At 71.2% G+C, this 15,809-nt stretch carries 14 protein-coding genes; 7 read left to right on the forward strand and 7 right to left on the reverse strand.

Features of this window, described 5'->3' with window-relative positions; genetic code table 11:
* Nucleotides 1-120: 120 nt before the first annotated feature.
* Together AB0B55_RS11945 and AB0B55_RS11950 are read right to left on the reverse strand one after the other, a co-directional pair.
* Nucleotides 121-1,041: a type IV toxin-antitoxin system AbiEi family antitoxin domain-containing protein gene (locus AB0B55_RS11945; protein WP_357171680.1), complete on the reverse strand. Its 921-nt coding sequence runs from the start codon at nucleotides 1,039-1,041 to the stop codon at nucleotides 121-123.
* A 209-nt stretch (nucleotides 1,042-1,250) separates the two neighbouring features.
* Nucleotides 1,251-2,540: an adenylosuccinate synthase gene (locus AB0B55_RS11950; protein ID WP_357129644.1), complete on the reverse strand. Its 1,290-nt coding sequence runs from the start codon at nucleotides 2,538-2,540 to the stop codon at nucleotides 1,251-1,253.
* Between the two features lie 124 nt (nucleotides 2,541-2,664).
* Here AB0B55_RS11950 and AB0B55_RS11955 point away from each other — a divergent pair, with 124 nt between their 5' ends.
* Together AB0B55_RS11955 and AB0B55_RS11960 are read left to right on the forward strand one after the other, a co-directional pair.
* A complete protein-coding gene (locus AB0B55_RS11955; RefSeq protein WP_357171682.1) occupies nucleotides 2,665-3,690 on the forward strand; it encodes a hypothetical protein in 1,026 nt (341 codons plus the stop codon).
* Between the two features lie 71 nt (nucleotides 3,691-3,761).
* Entirely contained in the window at nucleotides 3,762-5,933 is a 2,172-nt protein-coding gene (locus AB0B55_RS11960) for a chromosome partitioning protein (RefSeq protein WP_357171684.1), read from the forward strand.
* 45 nt (nucleotides 5,934-5,978) lie between these two features.
* On the opposite strand, the gene AB0B55_RS11965 is transcribed toward AB0B55_RS11960, so the two are convergent.
* Nucleotides 5,979-6,407 (reverse strand): DUF3151 domain-containing protein, encoded by a 429-nt coding sequence (locus tag AB0B55_RS11965; protein WP_355048444.1) that lies wholly within the window; start codon nucleotides 6,405-6,407, stop codon nucleotides 5,979-5,981.
* Between the two features lie 249 nt (nucleotides 6,408-6,656).
* Here AB0B55_RS11965 and AB0B55_RS11970 point away from each other — a divergent pair, with 249 nt between their 5' ends.
* The gene (locus AB0B55_RS11970; RefSeq protein WP_357171685.1) at nucleotides 6,657-7,850 is read left to right on the forward strand and encodes a hypothetical protein; all 1,194 of its coding nucleotides are present in this window, start codon (nucleotides 6,657-6,659) and stop codon (nucleotides 7,848-7,850) included.
* Between the two features lie 58 nt (nucleotides 7,851-7,908).
* Here AB0B55_RS11970 and fbaA read toward each other — a convergent pair whose 3' ends face one another.
* Both fbaA and AB0B55_RS11980 read right to left on the reverse strand, forming a co-directional pair.
* Nucleotides 7,909-8,934 carry a class II fructose-bisphosphate aldolase gene (gene fbaA / locus AB0B55_RS11975; protein ID WP_357171686.1) on the reverse strand — a complete coding sequence of 342 codons (1,026 nt, stop codon included), beginning with the start codon at nucleotides 8,932-8,934 and terminating at the stop codon, nucleotides 7,909-7,911.
* Between the two features lie 135 nt (nucleotides 8,935-9,069).
* Nucleotides 9,070-9,453, reverse strand: coding sequence for a phage holin family protein (locus AB0B55_RS11980; protein ID WP_354860252.1), 384 nt, complete (start codon nucleotides 9,451-9,453; stop codon nucleotides 9,070-9,072).
* A 122-nt stretch (nucleotides 9,454-9,575) separates the two neighbouring features.
* Between AB0B55_RS11980 and AB0B55_RS11985 the strand changes: the two genes are divergently transcribed.
* Together AB0B55_RS11985 and AB0B55_RS11990 are read left to right on the forward strand one after the other, a co-directional pair.
* Nucleotides 9,576-9,788, forward strand: a complete 213-nt coding sequence (locus tag AB0B55_RS11985; RefSeq protein ID WP_357129625.1) for a hypothetical protein — start codon at nucleotides 9,576-9,578, stop codon at nucleotides 9,786-9,788.
* Nucleotides 9,789-9,933: 145 nt separating this feature from the next.
* Complete coding sequence (locus AB0B55_RS11990; protein ID WP_357171687.1) at nucleotides 9,934-11,484, forward strand: LPXTG cell wall anchor domain-containing protein; 1,551 nt, start codon at nucleotides 9,934-9,936, stop codon at nucleotides 11,482-11,484.
* A gap of 72 nt (nucleotides 11,485-11,556) precedes the next feature.
* Here the strand turns inward: AB0B55_RS11990 and AB0B55_RS11995 are convergent, their stop codons facing one another.
* Nucleotides 11,557-12,621 (reverse strand): LCP family protein, encoded by a 1,065-nt coding sequence (locus tag AB0B55_RS11995; protein WP_357129619.1) that lies wholly within the window; start codon nucleotides 12,619-12,621, stop codon nucleotides 11,557-11,559.
* Nucleotides 12,618-13,103: a SigE family RNA polymerase sigma factor gene (locus AB0B55_RS12000; protein ID WP_357129616.1), complete on the reverse strand. Its 486-nt coding sequence runs from the start codon at nucleotides 13,101-13,103 to the stop codon at nucleotides 12,618-12,620. The genes AB0B55_RS11995 and AB0B55_RS12000 overlap by 4 nt, the downstream gene beginning before the upstream one ends.
* A 181-nt stretch (nucleotides 13,104-13,284) precedes the next feature.
* Between AB0B55_RS12000 and AB0B55_RS12005 the strand changes: the two genes are divergently transcribed.
* Nucleotides 13,285-14,829: an LPXTG cell wall anchor domain-containing protein gene (locus tag AB0B55_RS12005; protein ID WP_357171688.1), complete on the forward strand. Its 1,545-nt coding sequence runs from the start codon at nucleotides 13,285-13,287 to the stop codon at nucleotides 14,827-14,829.
* 121 nt (nucleotides 14,830-14,950) lie between these two features.
* Complete coding sequence (locus AB0B55_RS12010) at nucleotides 14,951-15,775, forward strand: DedA family protein (protein WP_357171689.1); 825 nt, start codon at nucleotides 14,951-14,953, stop codon at nucleotides 15,773-15,775.
* The last annotated feature ends 34 nt before the right edge of the window (nucleotides 15,776-15,809 follow it).

The raw sequence follows: 15,809 nt of genomic DNA on the forward strand, positions 1-15,809 counted from the left end.
CGGAGTTCGACCGGATGGCCGTTACCGGGCAGTTCGCCGACGAACTGGCCGGCCCAGCCCCCCCCGGTGATCAAGAGGTTTGCGTCAGGAAGGGGCGCGGATTTGACGCAAACCTCTTGATCATCGGCGTTGGTCCTGGTTTTTCGTGATCGCCTTGCGGACGGTCCAGGGGATGTAGTCGGGGCGCAGGGTGTCCTGCCAGGTGAAACGGAGGATCGTCCAGCCGGCGTTGACCAGGCGATTCTGACGGTGGCGGTCAGCGAAGGCGGCCTCCGGGGTGTCATGGGCGCTGCGACCGTCGGCTTCCGCTATCACCCTCGGCGCGCGCCACCCGAGGTCACCGATGCCGAGCAGGTAGCCGTCGTCGTCGCGTACCTCCAACTGCAAGGCGTCCGGCGGCACCCCTCCGTCGACACATCGCAGCCGGGTACGCGTTTCCAGGGGCGACTGTGCACGGCCGTCTGCTTCCGCCAGCCAGGGTCGTGCCGCGACCGCACCCCGCCGACCCCGGATCAGACGCGGGATCACGTCGAGGTCGTCCGGCGTGACGAGCCCCTGGCAGAGCGCCGAATCGAGGACGGAGACTGCCGAGTATCGATCAGCACGCAGAATGACGTCCGAAATCGTGCGAAGCGGAGCGGTCGCGCGGACACCCGCGACCGTTGCTATCTCGCCGGGACCCACGGTGACCTGGTGTACGACCAACCAGGGCGCCAGCGCGCGCTGAGGCCGGGGCCTGTCGACCGGCACCGATACGTGCACCTGTGACGTCCGCCGCAGGCCGGCGATGCCGTGCACCTCGAGCGCCGTGTCGAGGACCGCGAAGGCAGCCGGCCCGAGGCTCGCGGTCGCTGCCCGGATGCGGGCGCGTCGCAGCGTCGAATCGGACGACGCTGCCTCCGGGACGTAGCACCCACGCAGGAGCCCCTGCCACCTGCCGGACCGACACAACTGTCGGACCTGGTCTCTCGTCAGACCGGCGCGCAGGGCCTGGGCCAGGGTGACGATCCCGTCCTGCCCGGCCGCTACATCACGAAGCACCTGGTGTGGTCCCACCCCCACACCCTGCCCACCGCCACACCCGCACCCAAGCCCCTGTGGATAACCCCAGTTCCCCTGTGGAAAACCCAGACGGCTTGTTCCCGTCGATCAAGAGGTTCGCGTCAAATTCGCGCCGATTCCTGACGCGAACCTCTTGATCACCGAGGCGAATGGGTGGGGTGGGGTGGGGTGGGGGTGGGGTTTGGGGGTTAGGGGAGGAGGGGGTGTTGGAGTACGTTTTCGTCTCGGCCTGGGCCTACGCCGATGACGCTCACCCTCGTGTTGCAGAGTTCCTCTACGCGGGCGATGTAGCGACGGGCGTTCTCCGGCAGGTCTTCGGGGGTGCGGGCCTTGGTGATGTCCTCCCACCACCCGTCCAGCTCCTCGTACACCGGCGTGGCGTGGTGGAAGTCCGTCTGGCTCATCGGCATGTCGTCGACCCGCTTGCCGTTGATCTCGTAGCCGACGCAGATCGGCACCTTCGGCAGCCCGGTGAGCACGTCCAGCTTGGTGATGACCAGGTCGGTGACGCCGTTGAGGCGGCAGGCGTACCGGGCCACCACCGCGTCGAACCACCCGCACCGGCGCTCCCGGCCGGTGGTGGTGCCGTACTCCGCGCCGATCTTGCGCAGGTGCGCGCCGTTGGCGTCGAACAGTTCGGTCGGGAACGGCCCCGAGCCGACCCGGGTGGTGTACGCCTTGCTCACCGCGATCACCTGGTTGATCGCGGTCGGCGGGATGCCGGCGCCCACGCAGGCGCCACCGGCCGTCGGGTTGGACGAGGTCACGAAGGGGTACGTGCCGTGGTCCATGTCCAGCATGGTGGCCTGCGCGCCCTCCAACAGCACCGTCTCGCCCCGGTCCAGCGCGTCCCAGAGCATCGCCCGCGTCTCGGCGATGTACGGCTTGAGCCGCTCCGCGTACTCCAGGTACTCGTCGACGGTGGCCTCGAGGTCGATCGCCTTGCGGTTGTAGACCTTGAACAGCATCTGGTTCTTCTCGCGCAGTGCGAGTTCCAGCTTCTTGCGCAGGATGCCCGGGTCGAGCAGGTCCTGGAGTCGGATGCCCATCCGGGCGACCTTGTCGCCGTACGCGGGGCCGATGCCCCGACCGGTGGTGCCGATCCGGGACGAGCCGAGGTACCGCTCGACGACCCGGTCCAGTGCCCGGTGGTGCGGCATGATGAGGTGCGCGTCACCGGAGATCCGCAGCCGGGACACGTCCACGCCACGCTCGGCGAGACCGTCGATCTCGGCGAGGAGCACCTTCGGGTCGACGACCACGCCGTTGCCGATGACGATCATCGCGCTCGGCGAGAGCGCCCCGGAGGGCATCAGGTGGAGCGCGTACTTCTGGCCGTCCGGGGTGATCACCGTGTGCCCGGCGTTGTTGCCGCCGGAGTAGCGCACGACGTAGTCGACCCGCTCACCCAGCAGGTCGGTAACCTTGCCCTTGCCCTCGTCGCCCCACTGAGCGCCGATGAGCACGATCGCTGGCATCTCTTCCGCCTCCAGAAGGCTCGGGTGCCAGATGGCGACCGGTTGGCGAGCCCGGGGTGTCAGGTTAACAAGTAGTGACGGCGCGACCGGCAGGGGTCGCGTCGAGAGGCGGGAGGCTCCTTCGGTGTACGACGTGGTGCTGCTCACCCTTTCGTCGGAGCGGGACGCTTCCGGCGGGTGCGGCAGCGGCGAGGCCTGCTGCGGCGGCGCGGACGCGACCGGCGCGGGCGTCGACGGAACCGGACCGACGCCGGGTGACGCCGACAGTTGCGCCACCGATCGGCCCCGGGTGCCGGTGCTGGCCTGCGCCGACGCGCTGACCGCCCGGGGTGCCCGGGTGCAGATGGTCACCGCCCGCTCGGACGCGGAGATCGACGCCGTACTCGCGCAGCTCGACGGCCCGGCCCGTCCGGACGGCCTCACCTGGCCGGACGCGGACGGCAAGACCCGGCTGGTCGTCGCCACGGCCAGCGACGGTCAGTTGCGCGCCGTGCTGCGCCGGCTCGTTCGGCGGTACGCGCCAGCGCCGAGCCGTCGCCCGGCGGACCTGCGTGACGACCGGACCCTGCCCGACCTGCCGCCGGTCGCCGTACTCCCGCTCGACCCGGCGCGCGGCGGCGCCCAGCGGGACCTGGCCGCGCAGTTCGGGTTGCCCCGCGACCCGGCGGCCGTGGCGGCCGCGGTGCTCGACGGCACGCCGCGTCGGCTGGATCTGCTGCGCAATGACGGCGGCTCGGTGACCCTGGACGGCGCGCTGTTCGGGGCCGCCGACGACGCGGGTCGGCCGCTGCACTGGCGGGCCCGGGTGGAGGTCGACGACACCGTCCTCACGAACGGTGACGAACCGTTGCTGGCCTGCGCGGTCGGCAACGCCGGCGGGTACGCGTCGCTCGACGACGTGACGTTGCTGGCCGCGCCGGACCCGGCGGACGGCCAGGTCGAGGTCGCGGTGGCCGTTCCGGTGGTCGTCAGGTCGACGTGGGGTCGCAAGCGGGTACGCCTCGAAGTGCGGCGGGCTCGCGGACGGGCGGTGTCGGTGCTGCCCCGCGAGGGAAAGGTGCCCTACCTCGACGACGGCGTCGAGGGTGAGCTGACCCGCAAGCGCTCGTGGTGGGTCGAACCGGGTGCCTGGGCGGTCTGGGTGGTCTGACCCCCGTTTCGCCGACCGGCCCCGGTCGGCCGGTGGGCCTATCCTCGCAGGAGGACTGGGGAGGAACCGTAATGGACAAGAACGCCGACCGGGCGCAGGTGCCCGGCCAGCAGCCGGTGCCGGAGCGGGACATCGAACCACTGTGGCCGCCGGATCCGGCCGAGCAGGGCGCAGAGGTGGTACCGCCGTGGGCGGCGGTCGCCGAGCAGCGGGTCGCGCCGTCGCAGTCCGCGCCTGCGGCCGTGTCACCGCCGGTCGCCGCACCGCCGATCACGGCGCCGTCGGTCGGCCGTCCTGGCGTCCCCGGGCAGCCGGGCGCGGCGGCCCTGCCGCCGCCGTCGCCGTCGGACTATCCGTCGCTGACCGGGGCGGTGCCGCCACCGACGGGCTGGGGCGCGAACGGGCCGGGCGGGCCGGGCACGGGCTGGGCGCCGGCGCAACCGAGCTGGCCTCCGGCCGACCCGCCGGCCGCGTCGACGACGTCGCCCGCTCCTCCGGCGCTGCCCGCACCGCCGACGCCACCGCTGCCGCCCGCCGTGGGCGGGCTCATCGGGGCCGGCAACGACTCGTCGCCGTCGTCCACCGGCACGCCGACCGCCGAGGGCGCCACGCCGAACCCGGCGGCCACCGCCGCCGTCCCGACCCCCGGCCAATCGGGCGCGTCGGGTGGCGTCGACCTGGACCTACCGTTCTCCCTGGATCGCCCGCCGGTCGTGGCCGCGCCCGCCGACGGTGCGGCCACCGCAAGCCCCGGAGCAACAGCGCCACCCGCAGCAGGGCAGCCCGCAGCCGGCGCGGCAACGGCGGACCCCGGCACGGCCGGCCAGGCCGCAGGGCCGGCAGCGGAACCGGTGTCGCAGGGTGGCGGGGAGACCACGCCTGCCGTCGGGGCGGCTCGGCCCGCGGCCGAGTCACCCTGGGCGTATCCACCGCAGCGACCGGCCAGCCCGACCCCATCGGCACCGGAGCAGGTCGACATTCCGCCGCCACCGATCCCCACCCCGCCGGTTCCGCCACCCCCGACACCCGCCGTCGACAGCGGCGGCGCGGCGGGGCAGACGTACGCGGGGCAGGTCTACGGCGGCCAGGCGGCGATTCCTGGCCAGGCCGGCCCGGCGGAGCCACCGCAGCAGGACGCCGTGCCGACCCCGCCGCCGGGGCCGTTCCCCCCGTCGCCGGGCTGGTATCCGCCGCCCTGGCAGCAGGGCGCGGCGGCGGCTCCACCGGTCCCGCCGCAGCAGTACCAGGAGACCGACCCGGTGGCACGGGTGCCGGCCACGGGCTACCCGGACGCCACGTGGACGCCGGAGACCACGGCCGCGCCGACGGCGGAGGATTTCGCCCGCCGTCGGCAGGTCCGGCCCGCCGACCCGGTGGCCACCATGGGCGTACGGGCGGTGGTCAACAAGATGGGCCTGCTCCGGCTCTCTCCGGGCCGGCACGAGCAGGAGCTCAAGCGGGACATCGAGATGGTGCGCCGCAACTTCGGCGGGCTGCGGCAGGTGACCGTGGTCAACCCGAAGGGCGGCGCCGGTAAGACGGTGGCCATCCTGCTGCTCGCCATGACGTTCGGTCAGAAGCGCGGCGGCTACGTGCTGGCCTGGGACAACAACGAGACCCAGGGCACCCTCGGGATGCGCGCCCAGCAGGACTTCCATGCCCGCACGGTGCGCGACATGCTGCGTGATCTCGGGCAGTTCCAGGGCGCGCACGGGCGGGTCGGCGACCTGTCGCAGTACGTGCGGTCGCAGGGCGAGGGCATGTTCGACGTGCTCGCCTCGGACGAGTCGGCCACCGGCGGCGAAATGCTGACCGCAGCCGCGTTCGCCGAGATCCGCGAGGTGGTCAGCCGGTTCTACAAGCTGATCTTCGTGGACACGGGGAACAACGTACGGGCGCAGAACTGGCAGGCGTCGATGGACGCCACCGACCAGCTCGTGGTCACCATGTCCGCCCGTAACGACTCGGCGGAGACCGCCGCCCGGATGCTCGACCACCTGGAGCAGAGCGGCCGGCAGCGGCTGGTCCGGCAGGCGGTGACGGTGGTGTCGATGCCGCCGTCCCGCAAGGAGATCGACTTGCCGGCCATTCAGGAGCACTTCGCGGCTCGCACCAGGGCGGTGCTGCTGGCGCCGTACGAGCGGCTCATCGACAGCGGCGAGCCGATCCGGTACGGCGGTCTCTCCGCGGCCACCCGGGACGCCTGGCTGAAGATCGCCGCAGCGGTCGCCGAAGGGCTCTGAGCAGCCGACGGCCGGCCCGGTGTCGGGCCGGCCGTCGGAATGAGGTCAGTTGCTGGCCAGCGCGTCCGCCGCTGCCGGGTCGCAGTCGCGCAGGAACTGGGCGCAGCGGGCCGCCTCGTCGGCCTCGCCGATCTCGTCGGCGGCCCGGGAGAGCACGTACAGGCAGCGCAGGAAGCCCCGGTTGGGCTCGTGGGACCACGGCACAGGCCCGTGGCCCTTCCAGCCGTTGCGGCGGAGCTGGTCCAGGCCACGGTGGTAGCCGGTGCGCGCGTACGCGTAGCCCGTCACCACCGCGCCGGCCGCGAACGCCCGGGCGGCGAGCGCGCCCCACGCTGCGCTGAAGGTCGGGAAGCGGGCCGCGACCTCGGCGTACGCCTCGTCGGTGCCGGCCTCCTGGGCAGCGGCCAGGGCGGCGTCGGCCTCGTCGTTCGCGGGCAGGAGGGTGGCCGGTGGCTCCGGCAAAAGGTTCTGCATCGCCCCATTCAACCCGCTGGACAGGGCGACATGCGAGCGGGTCGGCGGACGCGTCCCGCTGAACGGCTGAGGAGTTCATCACGCCTGCGGCCTATGCCGCCGCCAGGTGTTTTCCACTACAACTAATGGTCCGGAGCCTCCCCAGGACCCGGTTACGCAGGAGCCCGGTGGCCACGACCGCCGGGCTCCTGTCGCGTCCCGGGGCCGTCCGGGGTTTGGCCGACCCCGCCGAAGGGGCAGGATGGCCCGGTGCCGACCCCACCACCCACCGACGTCATCGAACCGCACCTGCACGCCGACGAGATCCAGACCCGGGACGAATTCGACCGGCAACTGGTCACCGGCCGGCTGACCGGGCTGACCGTGCAGGGGCTACGCCTCGACCTCGCCCCGGTGCCCGACCTGACCGGCATCGAGGTCACCGGCGCCCTCTTCGTCGGCTGCCGGTTCGCCTCCCGGGAGGTCGGCGCCGACCTGGTCCGGCGCGGCGCGAACGTGGTGCCGCCGTTCTCCGGGCTGCCGTACCCGACCCAGCCGGCGCACCTCTACACCCCGGACGACCTTGCCGCCGGGTTCGTCGAGGGCGGGTTCGCCGGGATGTACGACACCCGGGTGTACGAGCACTACCGGGCACACGGCGGCGCGCTGCCGGACGTGAAGGAGGCGCTCGGCCAGCGGCTGCACGACCACGGCGTGGACAACGCGCTGGGTGACGCCACCCGGGCCTGGTTGGCCGCGCACGGGTCACAGTCGGTGGTGGGCATCATGGGCGGTCACGCGGTGCGGCGCGGCAGTCCCGCGTACCGGATGGCGGCGGTGCTGGGGTGGGAGCTGGCGCGGGCCGACCGGCTGGTGGTGACGGGCGGCGGCCCCGGGGTGATGGAGGCCGCGAACCTCGGCGCCTACCTGGCGGACCGACCGGCGGCGGACCTGACCGCGGCGATCGACCTGCTGGCCACCGCGCCCGACTTCACCGACCACCACCGGTACACGGCGGTGGCGTTGACGATCCGGCAGCGGTACGCGGGCGTACCCCGCCAGCGGGGCGACGACCTCGGTTGGGCGCGGGCCGGCGGGCTGGCCATCCCGACCTGGTTGTACGGGCACGAGCCGGCGAATCTGTTCGCGGGGCGGATCGCGAAGTACTTCTCGAACGCGATCCGGGAGGACACCATTCTGCGCCTCGCCCGGGGCGGCATCGTGTTCGCGCCGGGGCGGGCGGGCACGGTGCAGGAGGTGTTCCAGGCGGCCACCAAGACCTACTACGGCACCGACGGGGCCAGCGGCGCGTACATCTTCCTGGACCGTGACTACTGGACGCGGGAGCTGCCGGTGGAGGCGCTGCTGCGCCCGCTGCTGGCCGCCTCGCCGTTCGGTGACCTGTCGTCGACGATCCACCTCACCGACGACGTCCGCGAGGCCGTCCGCCTGCTGACCGCTTGAAAGGAAGGGCCCCTTATTAACAGACGTCTGTTAATAAGGGGCCCTTCCTTTCAAGCAACTACTTGGTCATCGTGGTGCCGGTGGAGCGCAGGTGCTCGCACGCCTCGACGACGCGGGCGGCCAGGCCGGCCTCGGCGGCCTTGCCCCAGGCGCGCGGGTCGTACTGCTTCTTGTTGCCGACCTCGCCGTCGATCTTCAGCACGCCGTCGTAGTTGCGCAGCATGTGGTCGGCGACGGGCCGGGTGAAGGCGTACTGGGTGTCGGTGTCGATGTTCATCTTCACCACGCCGTAGTCCAGCGCCTCACGGATCTCGCTGAGCAGGGAGCCCGAGCCGCCGTGGAACACCAGGCTCAGCGGCTTCTCCTTGCCGTACTTGGCACCGACCGCCTCCTGGATCTGGTTCAGGATCTCGGGGCGGAGCTTGACGTTGCCCGGCTTGTAGACGCCGTGCACGTTGCCGAAGGTCAGCGCCGCCATGTAGCGGCCCTTCTCGCCGAGGCCGAGCGCCTCGACCATGGCCAGGCCGTCCTCGGTGGTGGTGTAGAGCTTGTCGTTGATGGCGTTCTCGACGCCATCCTCCTCACCACCGACGACGCCGACCTCGATCTCCAGGACGATCTTGGCCTTGGCGGCCTCGTCGAGGAGCTGGGAAGCGATCTGCAGGTTCTCGGCGACCGGCACGGCCGAGCCGTCCCACATGTGCGACTGGTACAGCGGCTCCTCGCCGCGCTTGACCCGCTCCTGCGAGATGGCCATCAGCGGACGCACGAACTTGTCCAGCTTGTCCTTCGGGCAGTGGTCGGTGTGCAGGGCGATGTTCACCGAGTACTTCTTGGCCACCTCGTGCGCGTACGCGGCGAACGCCACCGCGCCGGTGACCATGTCCTTGATCGAGGGACCGGACAGGTACTCCGCGCCACCGGTGGAGACCTGGATGATGCCGTCGCTCTCCGCGTCGGCGAAGCCCTTGAGCGCCGCGTTCAGCGTCTGGGAGGAGGTCACGTTGATCGCGGGGTACGCGTACCGGCCAGCCTTGGCGCGGTCCAGCATCTCCGCGTAGGCCTCGGGGGAAGCGATGGGCATGTGATGTGCTCCTTACTTACCACTCTCGGCCGTGCTGGCCGCTGTTGTTCGTCTGTGCGCCGGACCGCGCTGTCCTCCGCCCGGCAGTATCCCGCAGGTGAGGTGCGCAGGACCAACCGAGGGGGTGTCAGCCGCTCACCGGGTGTCCAGACGGTCCGGCACGATGACGCTGATCAGCCAGGTGACCACGGTCATCACGATCGCTCCCCAGAACGCCGCCCAGAAGCCGTCCACCTGGAACGGCAGGTCGAGCCCGCGCGCGATCCGGTCGGTGAGCAGGAAGAGCAGCGCGTTCACCACCAGGGCGAACAGGCCGAGGGTGAGCAGGTAGAACACACAGCCGACCACCCGGATGATCGGCTTGAGTACGGCGTTGATCACACCGAAGATGAGCGCCACCACGATCAGCGTGAGCACGGTGTTGCCACCCGAGCGGCCGTGCACGTCCACCCCGGGCACGATCAGCGTGGTCACCCACAGCGCGACCGCGGTGATCGCCAGTCGGATGAGGAAGCCCACGGCACCATCCTGGCACCGGCTCCCGCCGTCCCGGGGTGATTCGGCCGACTCGGCTTGCCGGCGCGGAGTGGCCGCAGCCCGTACGGTGGTGGGAGCCGTGCCCCGAGACCCCGGGAGGGACGATGGGTCAGCCCGATGAGGACTTCACCCCCGGCGACCACCTCGCCGCGGACGAACGCGATCCGGAGGCGGAGCCGGCCGACGCGGTCGAGCAGGCCACCTCGGTCGACCCCGCCTACGTCGACGGCGAGCCACACCGCGGCATGGAGGTCGACGACTGGGACGCCATGGAGCAGGCCCGGGTGGTCACCGGGGACGAGGACGACTACCGCTGACCTGCCCCACGACCGTTGTCCGTTGGGGCAGAGGTGTCCAGCCGTTCGGTTCGTTCGACAAATATCGATAGCACCGGGTCACCGAAAGTGTCGGGGTCTCCCTAGGTTGGGCGAGCGCCACCACTGTCTCATCGGGAGGACCCCCATGCTCAAGCAATCGATCCGCTGGCTGGCGGGGCTGGGTGCCGCAGGAGCGTTGATCGTTGCCTCGGCAACCCCCGCCGTCGCCGCGGCAACGATCGAGCCGTACTTCCAGGACTCCACCCTGGCCGGCGGCTCGGAGAAGGTCAGAAGCCTGTTTCTGTACGCCGACGAGGCGACGAGCCTCAGCGACGTCGCCGTGCGGTACGACTACCGCTCACTGGCCAACAAGATCACTATTGGCCCCTTTGACCAGCAGGAGTGCGCCACACCGGAGCCGGGCGTTCTCGTCTGCGCGGAGTCCTTCGGCGTCACCCTGAACGAGGTGCCGCCGCTCGGCAGCGGGATCTACCGAGGCGCTACCAAACGGGTGGCCCTGACCGCCACTCAGGACGCGCAGCTCGGCGACTCCGGCGACGTGGTGATCAGCTTCGAGGCAGCGGGCGGGCGGCAGGGCAGCTACACCTCGCGGGTCCGCATCGGCGAGGGCGTCGACCTGGCCGGCGGGCCGTTCACCTACCCTTCCTCGAAGCCGGGCGGGAAGGTTTCGGTGCCGCTGGCCGTGTCCAACGTCGGCGACGAGACCGTCACGGGCTTCGTCGCGGTCTTCGACCTTCCGTACGCGATCCGGACCAAGGATCGGTTCAGCAACTGCCTGTACTCCGACGACCACCTGGTCTCCTGCCAGTTCGACCAGGAGATCCCGGCGGGCGAGGGGCTCGCCACCACGTTGAACCTCGAACTCGCCAGGGACACCTACGCCCCGAGCAACCTGTCCGGCTATGCCCAGTTCATGACCGTTGCCGACTTTGCGGACCTGACCCGGGTTCGCGAAGCCGTTGGCGCGCGAGAGGGCGCGCGTGGCAGCGGCCCGAAGCTGACCCTGACCGGGGCACCCAGCGGGATGCGGCAGGCCGACCAGACCGACGTCGGCCCGGGCTACGACCACACCGGCTGGATCATCAAGGTCACCGGCAGGAACGGCACCGACCTCGCGGCGATCGGCGCCACGCTCAAGGGCAGGGCTGGCGCTGTCGTCACGGCCACCGTCGGTTTCCGGAACAACGGCCCGGCGACGCTCGACAACGTGAGCGAGGAATACGAGGCCGCCACACACACAGTCGTCGAGCTGCCGCCCGGCACCACAGCCGTCGGAGTCCCCGACAGTTGCGAACTGCGGCCGGGCACCCGCACGTACCAGTGCGCATCGGAAATGCTCCTGGTGGCGGGCGAGACCTACACCGTGGAGTTCCGCCTACGTATCGACAGGGTCGTCCCCAACGCCAAGGGCACGGTATGGGTCAACGCGCCGTGTGAGTGTCCCGCCGGCGGGGGCTTCAGGGGCGACATCAAGCCGGCCAACGACCGGGCCACGATCCTGGTCAACCCGGGCCAGGGCGGCGGCAGCGGTGACGGAGGCAGCGGTGGCGGTGGTTCGCTGCCCATCACCGGCACCCCCACGAGCCTGCTCGCCAGCCTCGGTGGTCTGCTGCTCGCCGCCGGCCTCGGCGCGTACCTGATCGCCCGACGTCGCAGCAGCCACTTCGTCGCCTGACCGACCCCGCCTGACCGGCACCCCGCCGTCGTTCGTCCCCTTGGCGGTGGGGTGCCGTCGCAGTCCACGGAGTCACCGGGCTTGGTCGACCAACGTCGGGTGACGGGCCGCCCAGTCGCCGAGGCGGTCCTCCCGCAGCGCCTTCAGGAAATCCGGCACGAACGTCGGGTCGGCCCGCAGCGAGCGGTCCCTCGCGCTCGGCAGGGCCACCGGCAGACCGAGCCCGACCGGCTCGACCGACCGCAGCGTGGGCACGAGCCGCAGCAGGTCCAGCACGGCCGCCCGGTCGGGTGACACCACGAGGTCCGGGCCGACGGCGGCCAGCAGTCTGGCGAGGCGTACCGGATCGGTGAGTGCGCCCCGGTCGGTGGTCTGGCGGACGAGACCGGCGGCGAAGAGACGGGCGTTGCGGTCCCGGTCCTGGCTCCCCGCGGGCAGACCGTAGCGCTGGCGGAGCAGGTCGACCGACGCGGCGCCGTCGAGACGTTGGCAGCCGGCCGGGAAGACCCGCCGGGTGTGCACGGATCGCACCCGCTCGCTCAGGCAGACCGGCACACCGCCCACGGCGTCGGTCAGCGCGCTCACGGTGCGGTACGTCAGCACCACGCCGGCATCCACCCGTACCCCGGTCAGCTCGGCCACCGTGCGCCGGGTCAACTCGTACCCCTTGGTCATCTCCGGCCGGGTCGACCCGACGCCGGCCGGAAAAGCGGCGTTCAGCTTGTCGGTGCCGTGGCCCGGGATCGACACGCCCAGGTCGCGGGGCAGCGACACCAGGTACGGGCGACTGCGGTCGGCCGGGATGTGCACCAACAGCACCGCGTCGGCCCGCGTCGCCGCCGGCCCGTCGCCGTCGATGCCGAGCAGCAGGATGTTCAGCGCGCCGGTTGGCACCGGTCGAGCGGACTCACCGAGCAGTTCGGCGGCCGGCGGCGGCCCCCCGCGCTCCGGAGTCAGCAGCGGCACCCCGATCCCCAGCACCCCGAGCAGCGCCAACGCGACACCACCGGCCTGCCAGCGGCGACGCCGACGGCGACGGCGGATGGTCAGGCGGTCGATCGCCGCGCGCAGCGGGCCGGTCGGCGGGGTCAGCGGCTCGTGCCGGGCGAAGGCGGCACGCAGGTCATCCTCGATCATGAGGGAACCTCCACGTACTCGGCCCGGAGCGTGGCAAGGGCCCGGGAGATGGACGAACGGACGGTCCCGACGGCACAGCCGAGGATGTCGGCGATCTCGGCGTCGGGCAGATCCTCGTAGTAACGCAGCACGAGGGTGGCGCGCTGCCGGCGCGGCAGCCGGGACAGCCAGGTCCAGATCTGGTCCCGGTCCACGGCGGACTGGGCGTGGTCGGCGGACGCCGGCAGGGACTCGTCGGGCTCCCCGCGCAGCAGTACCCGACGCATCCACGAGCCGCGCTTCCAGTCGACGTACTGGTTGGTGAGCATGCGGCGCACGTACCGCTCGGGCGAGTCCGCGCGGGCGACCCGCCGCCAGTTCAGTTGGACCCGGACCATCGTCTCCTGCACCAGATCCTGCGCCTGGTGCGGATCACCGGTGAGCATCACCGCGTACCGCAGCAGCGGGGCAAGCCGCGTGTCCGCGAACTCCTCGTACGTCACTGCACCTCCCGGGTTCCTGCTTCAGTTGACGGGAGCGGACGCGCTGAACATTGCGGTGGCGGTGATCAGCCTTTCGGTTCGTCCTGCTGACCAGGCGGTGATCAGGGACGACGCCGAACCTTAGCGGTTCCTTAAGATCCACAGGCTGCACCTGAATCCCCCTACTGGAGGAATCCCCCTCATGCTCACCCACTCCAGCCGGCGCTGGCTCGCCGGACTGGGCGTCGCAGGCGCGTTCGTCGCCGCCTCCGCCAGCCCGGCCCTCGCCGACGAGGCCCGTTTCGATATCGCCACGCATGACGTGCTCGTGGCACCGGGTCATTCCACGTCCGGCTACCTCTACGCCCGGCCGACCGATGACGAGTCCGAGCCGACGTTCGGAGAGACCTCGGTGGACGTCGACCTCTCCGCAGTCGCGGACTTCGCCATCGTGGAGCCGATGTGGGGCTGGACCTGCGACGTCTCGCCGACGAAGCTGCACTGCGAGAGCGAAACCGAGGACGGCATGCCGCCGTGGTTCGACTACACGGTCTCGGGTAAGGACGACGCGAAGCCGGGGCAGCAGGGATCCCTGGCGATCAGCATCACCTCCGGGGGCAAGACCGCCAAGGCGACGGCAGGCGTCACCATCGCCGAGGGCGTCGACCTGGCGGGCGACCCGACCGTCGAGGCCAGCGGCGCCCCGGGCACCACGGCAGGACTGCCGGGTGTCGTCCGTAACACCGGCGAGACCGCCATCGATGGCGCCGTTCTCGTGTTGCAGGCCCAGGAACTCGCCGCCTACGGCGGCGACCACTCGAACTGCAGGTCCGACGAGTGGGGCATGGTCGCCGTCTGCGCGTTCGACACGAAGATCGAGCCGGGCAAGTCGTACAAGCTCTCGAACGGCATGCCGATCAAGGTGAGCGCGAAGGCACGCACCCGTGCGACCTTCTCAGTGGCGCTGTCCTGGTGGACCACTGACGACTGGGACCTGGCGTCCAAGGACTCGCCCATGGAGGACTTCAAGCCCGGCAACGGCGACAAGCTCCGCCTGGTCGAGCAGTCGATGCAGGCAGCACGGGTGCCGCAGACCGACGTCGACGTGTCGAACGACGTCACCATCGGGAGCGTTCGGGTAACCGGCAACACTTCGGCTGACCTCGCGGCCAAGGGCGCGACCGCAAGTGGCAAGAAGGGCGACGTGGTCACCGTCGCGCCGAGCTTCACCAACCTGGGGCCGGCGGTGCTGGAGTACATCGGCCAGGGCACGCCGGACCTCGGGATGGAGGACCTGCCGGTTCGGGTGACCGTTCCGGCCGGCACCACGGCGGTAGAGGTCGACCCCAACTGCGTGCCGTTCAAGCCGGGCACCGCGTGGGACCCGTGGGACGCGGCCTGGGGTGAGCCGGGCGCGAAGGAGTACGCGTGCCTGAGCCTCGAGACCTGGCCGGACGACGTGACCACGTACGAGTTCCGACTTCGGATCGACAAGGTCGACGCGAACGCCTCGGGTGCTGTCACCACCGTGCTCGCCGGTGACCCGAACAAGGGCAACAACACGGCGACGATCGTGATCAACCCGGCCTCGTCCAGCGGCGAGGGTGGCGGCGACGGTGACGGTGGCTCGCTGCCGATCACCGGTCAGTCGACCGGCCTGCTCGCCGGCCTCGGCGCGCTGCTGCTCGCCGCGGGCGTCGGCGGCTACCTGGTGGCCAAGCGCCGCCGGACCCGCTTCGTCGCCTGATCCATCCCAGCGGTACCGGTGCCCCGTCGACCACGCTGGTCGGCGGGGCACCGTCGTATCCGGCAACCGGGTGGTGAGCACCGGTCCGGCGCGGCCCGGACTGCGGGCTTCGGTACCCTTTGTGGCCGTGGACACAGCTGAGAAGACCCGCGCTCTCACGGAGAGCGTCGCCCTGAACCCGCTCGATCCCAAGGACCTGTTGCAGACCTTCGGGCTGGTCGGCGTCTGGGTGATCCTCTTCGCCGAGACCGGCCTGCTGGTGGGCTTCTTCTTCCCCGGCGACTCACTGCTGTTCCTCGCCGGGGTGGCCGCTTCGCCGGTGGCGGACGCCATCTTCGGCGACGGCACCCGGCTCTCACTGGCCGGTCTGCTGATCGGGGGACCGATCTGCGCGATCCTCGGCGCGCAGTTGGGCCACTGGCTCGGTGCGCGGTACGGCCGACGGATGTTCGAGCGGCCCAACTCGCGGCTCTTCAAGAAGGAGTACGTGGAGAAGGCCGAGTACTACTTCCAGAAGTTCGGCCCGGCCAAGGCCGTGGTGCTGGCGCGTTTCATCCCGATCGTGCGGACGTTCCTCAACCCGGTCGCCGGGGCGCTGGGCATGCCGGCCCGGCAGTTCCTGCTGTGGAACATCGTCGGCGGGGTGCTCTGGGTGGACGGCATCCTGCTGATCGGCTACCTGCTCGCCGACCGGATCTACAAGGCGATCGGCGACAAGATCGACCACTACATCCTGCCGGTGGTCGCACTGATCATCCTGATCTCGGTGCTGCCGATCTTCTTCGAGTTCCTCCGCGACCGGCGGGCGCGCAAGCGGGGCGAGGCGGTCGCGGTCGTCGCGGCGGCCAGCGCCGCGGGCGCCGTGGACGCGGTGCGTGAGAAGTTCGACCACGACGAGCACCCGCACGACCGTCGCGGGGGGCACGGCCACGGTCAGCAGCGCTGATCCCGGGTACGACGACGGCCGGCCCCCTGGTGTG

This window comes from Micromonospora sp. NPDC049107 (assembly GCF_040648595.1).
Lineage (GTDB): Bacteria > Actinomycetota > Actinomycetes > Mycobacteriales > Micromonosporaceae > Micromonospora.

Bases quoted from the DNA above. Each gene is read 5' to 3' on its own strand.
- AB0B55_RS11950 (WP_357129644.1), bottom strand. From the start codon at position 2,540: ATGCCAGCGATCGTGCTCATCGGCGCTCAGTGGGGCGACGAGGGCAAG.
- AB0B55_RS11960 (WP_357171684.1), top strand. From the start codon at position 3,762: ATGGACAAGAACGCCGACCGGGCGCAGGTGCCCGGCCAGCAGCCGGTG.
- AB0B55_RS11965 (WP_355048444.1), bottom strand. From the start codon at position 6,407: ATGCAGAACCTTTTGCCGGAGCCACCGGCCACCCTCCTGCCCGCGAAC.
- fbaA (WP_357171686.1), bottom strand. From the start codon at position 8,934: ATGCCCATCGCTTCCCCCGAGGCCTACGCGGAGATGCTGGACCGCGCC.
- AB0B55_RS11985 (WP_357129625.1), top strand. From the start codon at position 9,576: ATGGGTCAGCCCGATGAGGACTTCACCCCCGGCGACCACCTCGCCGCG.
- AB0B55_RS11990 (WP_357171687.1), top strand. From the start codon at position 9,934: ATGCTCAAGCAATCGATCCGCTGGCTGGCGGGGCTGGGTGCCGCAGGA.
- AB0B55_RS11995 (WP_357129619.1), bottom strand. From the start codon at position 12,621: ATGATCGAGGATGACCTGCGTGCCGCCTTCGCCCGGCACGAGCCGCTG.
- AB0B55_RS12005 (WP_357171688.1), top strand. From the start codon at position 13,285: ATGCTCACCCACTCCAGCCGGCGCTGGCTCGCCGGACTGGGCGTCGCA.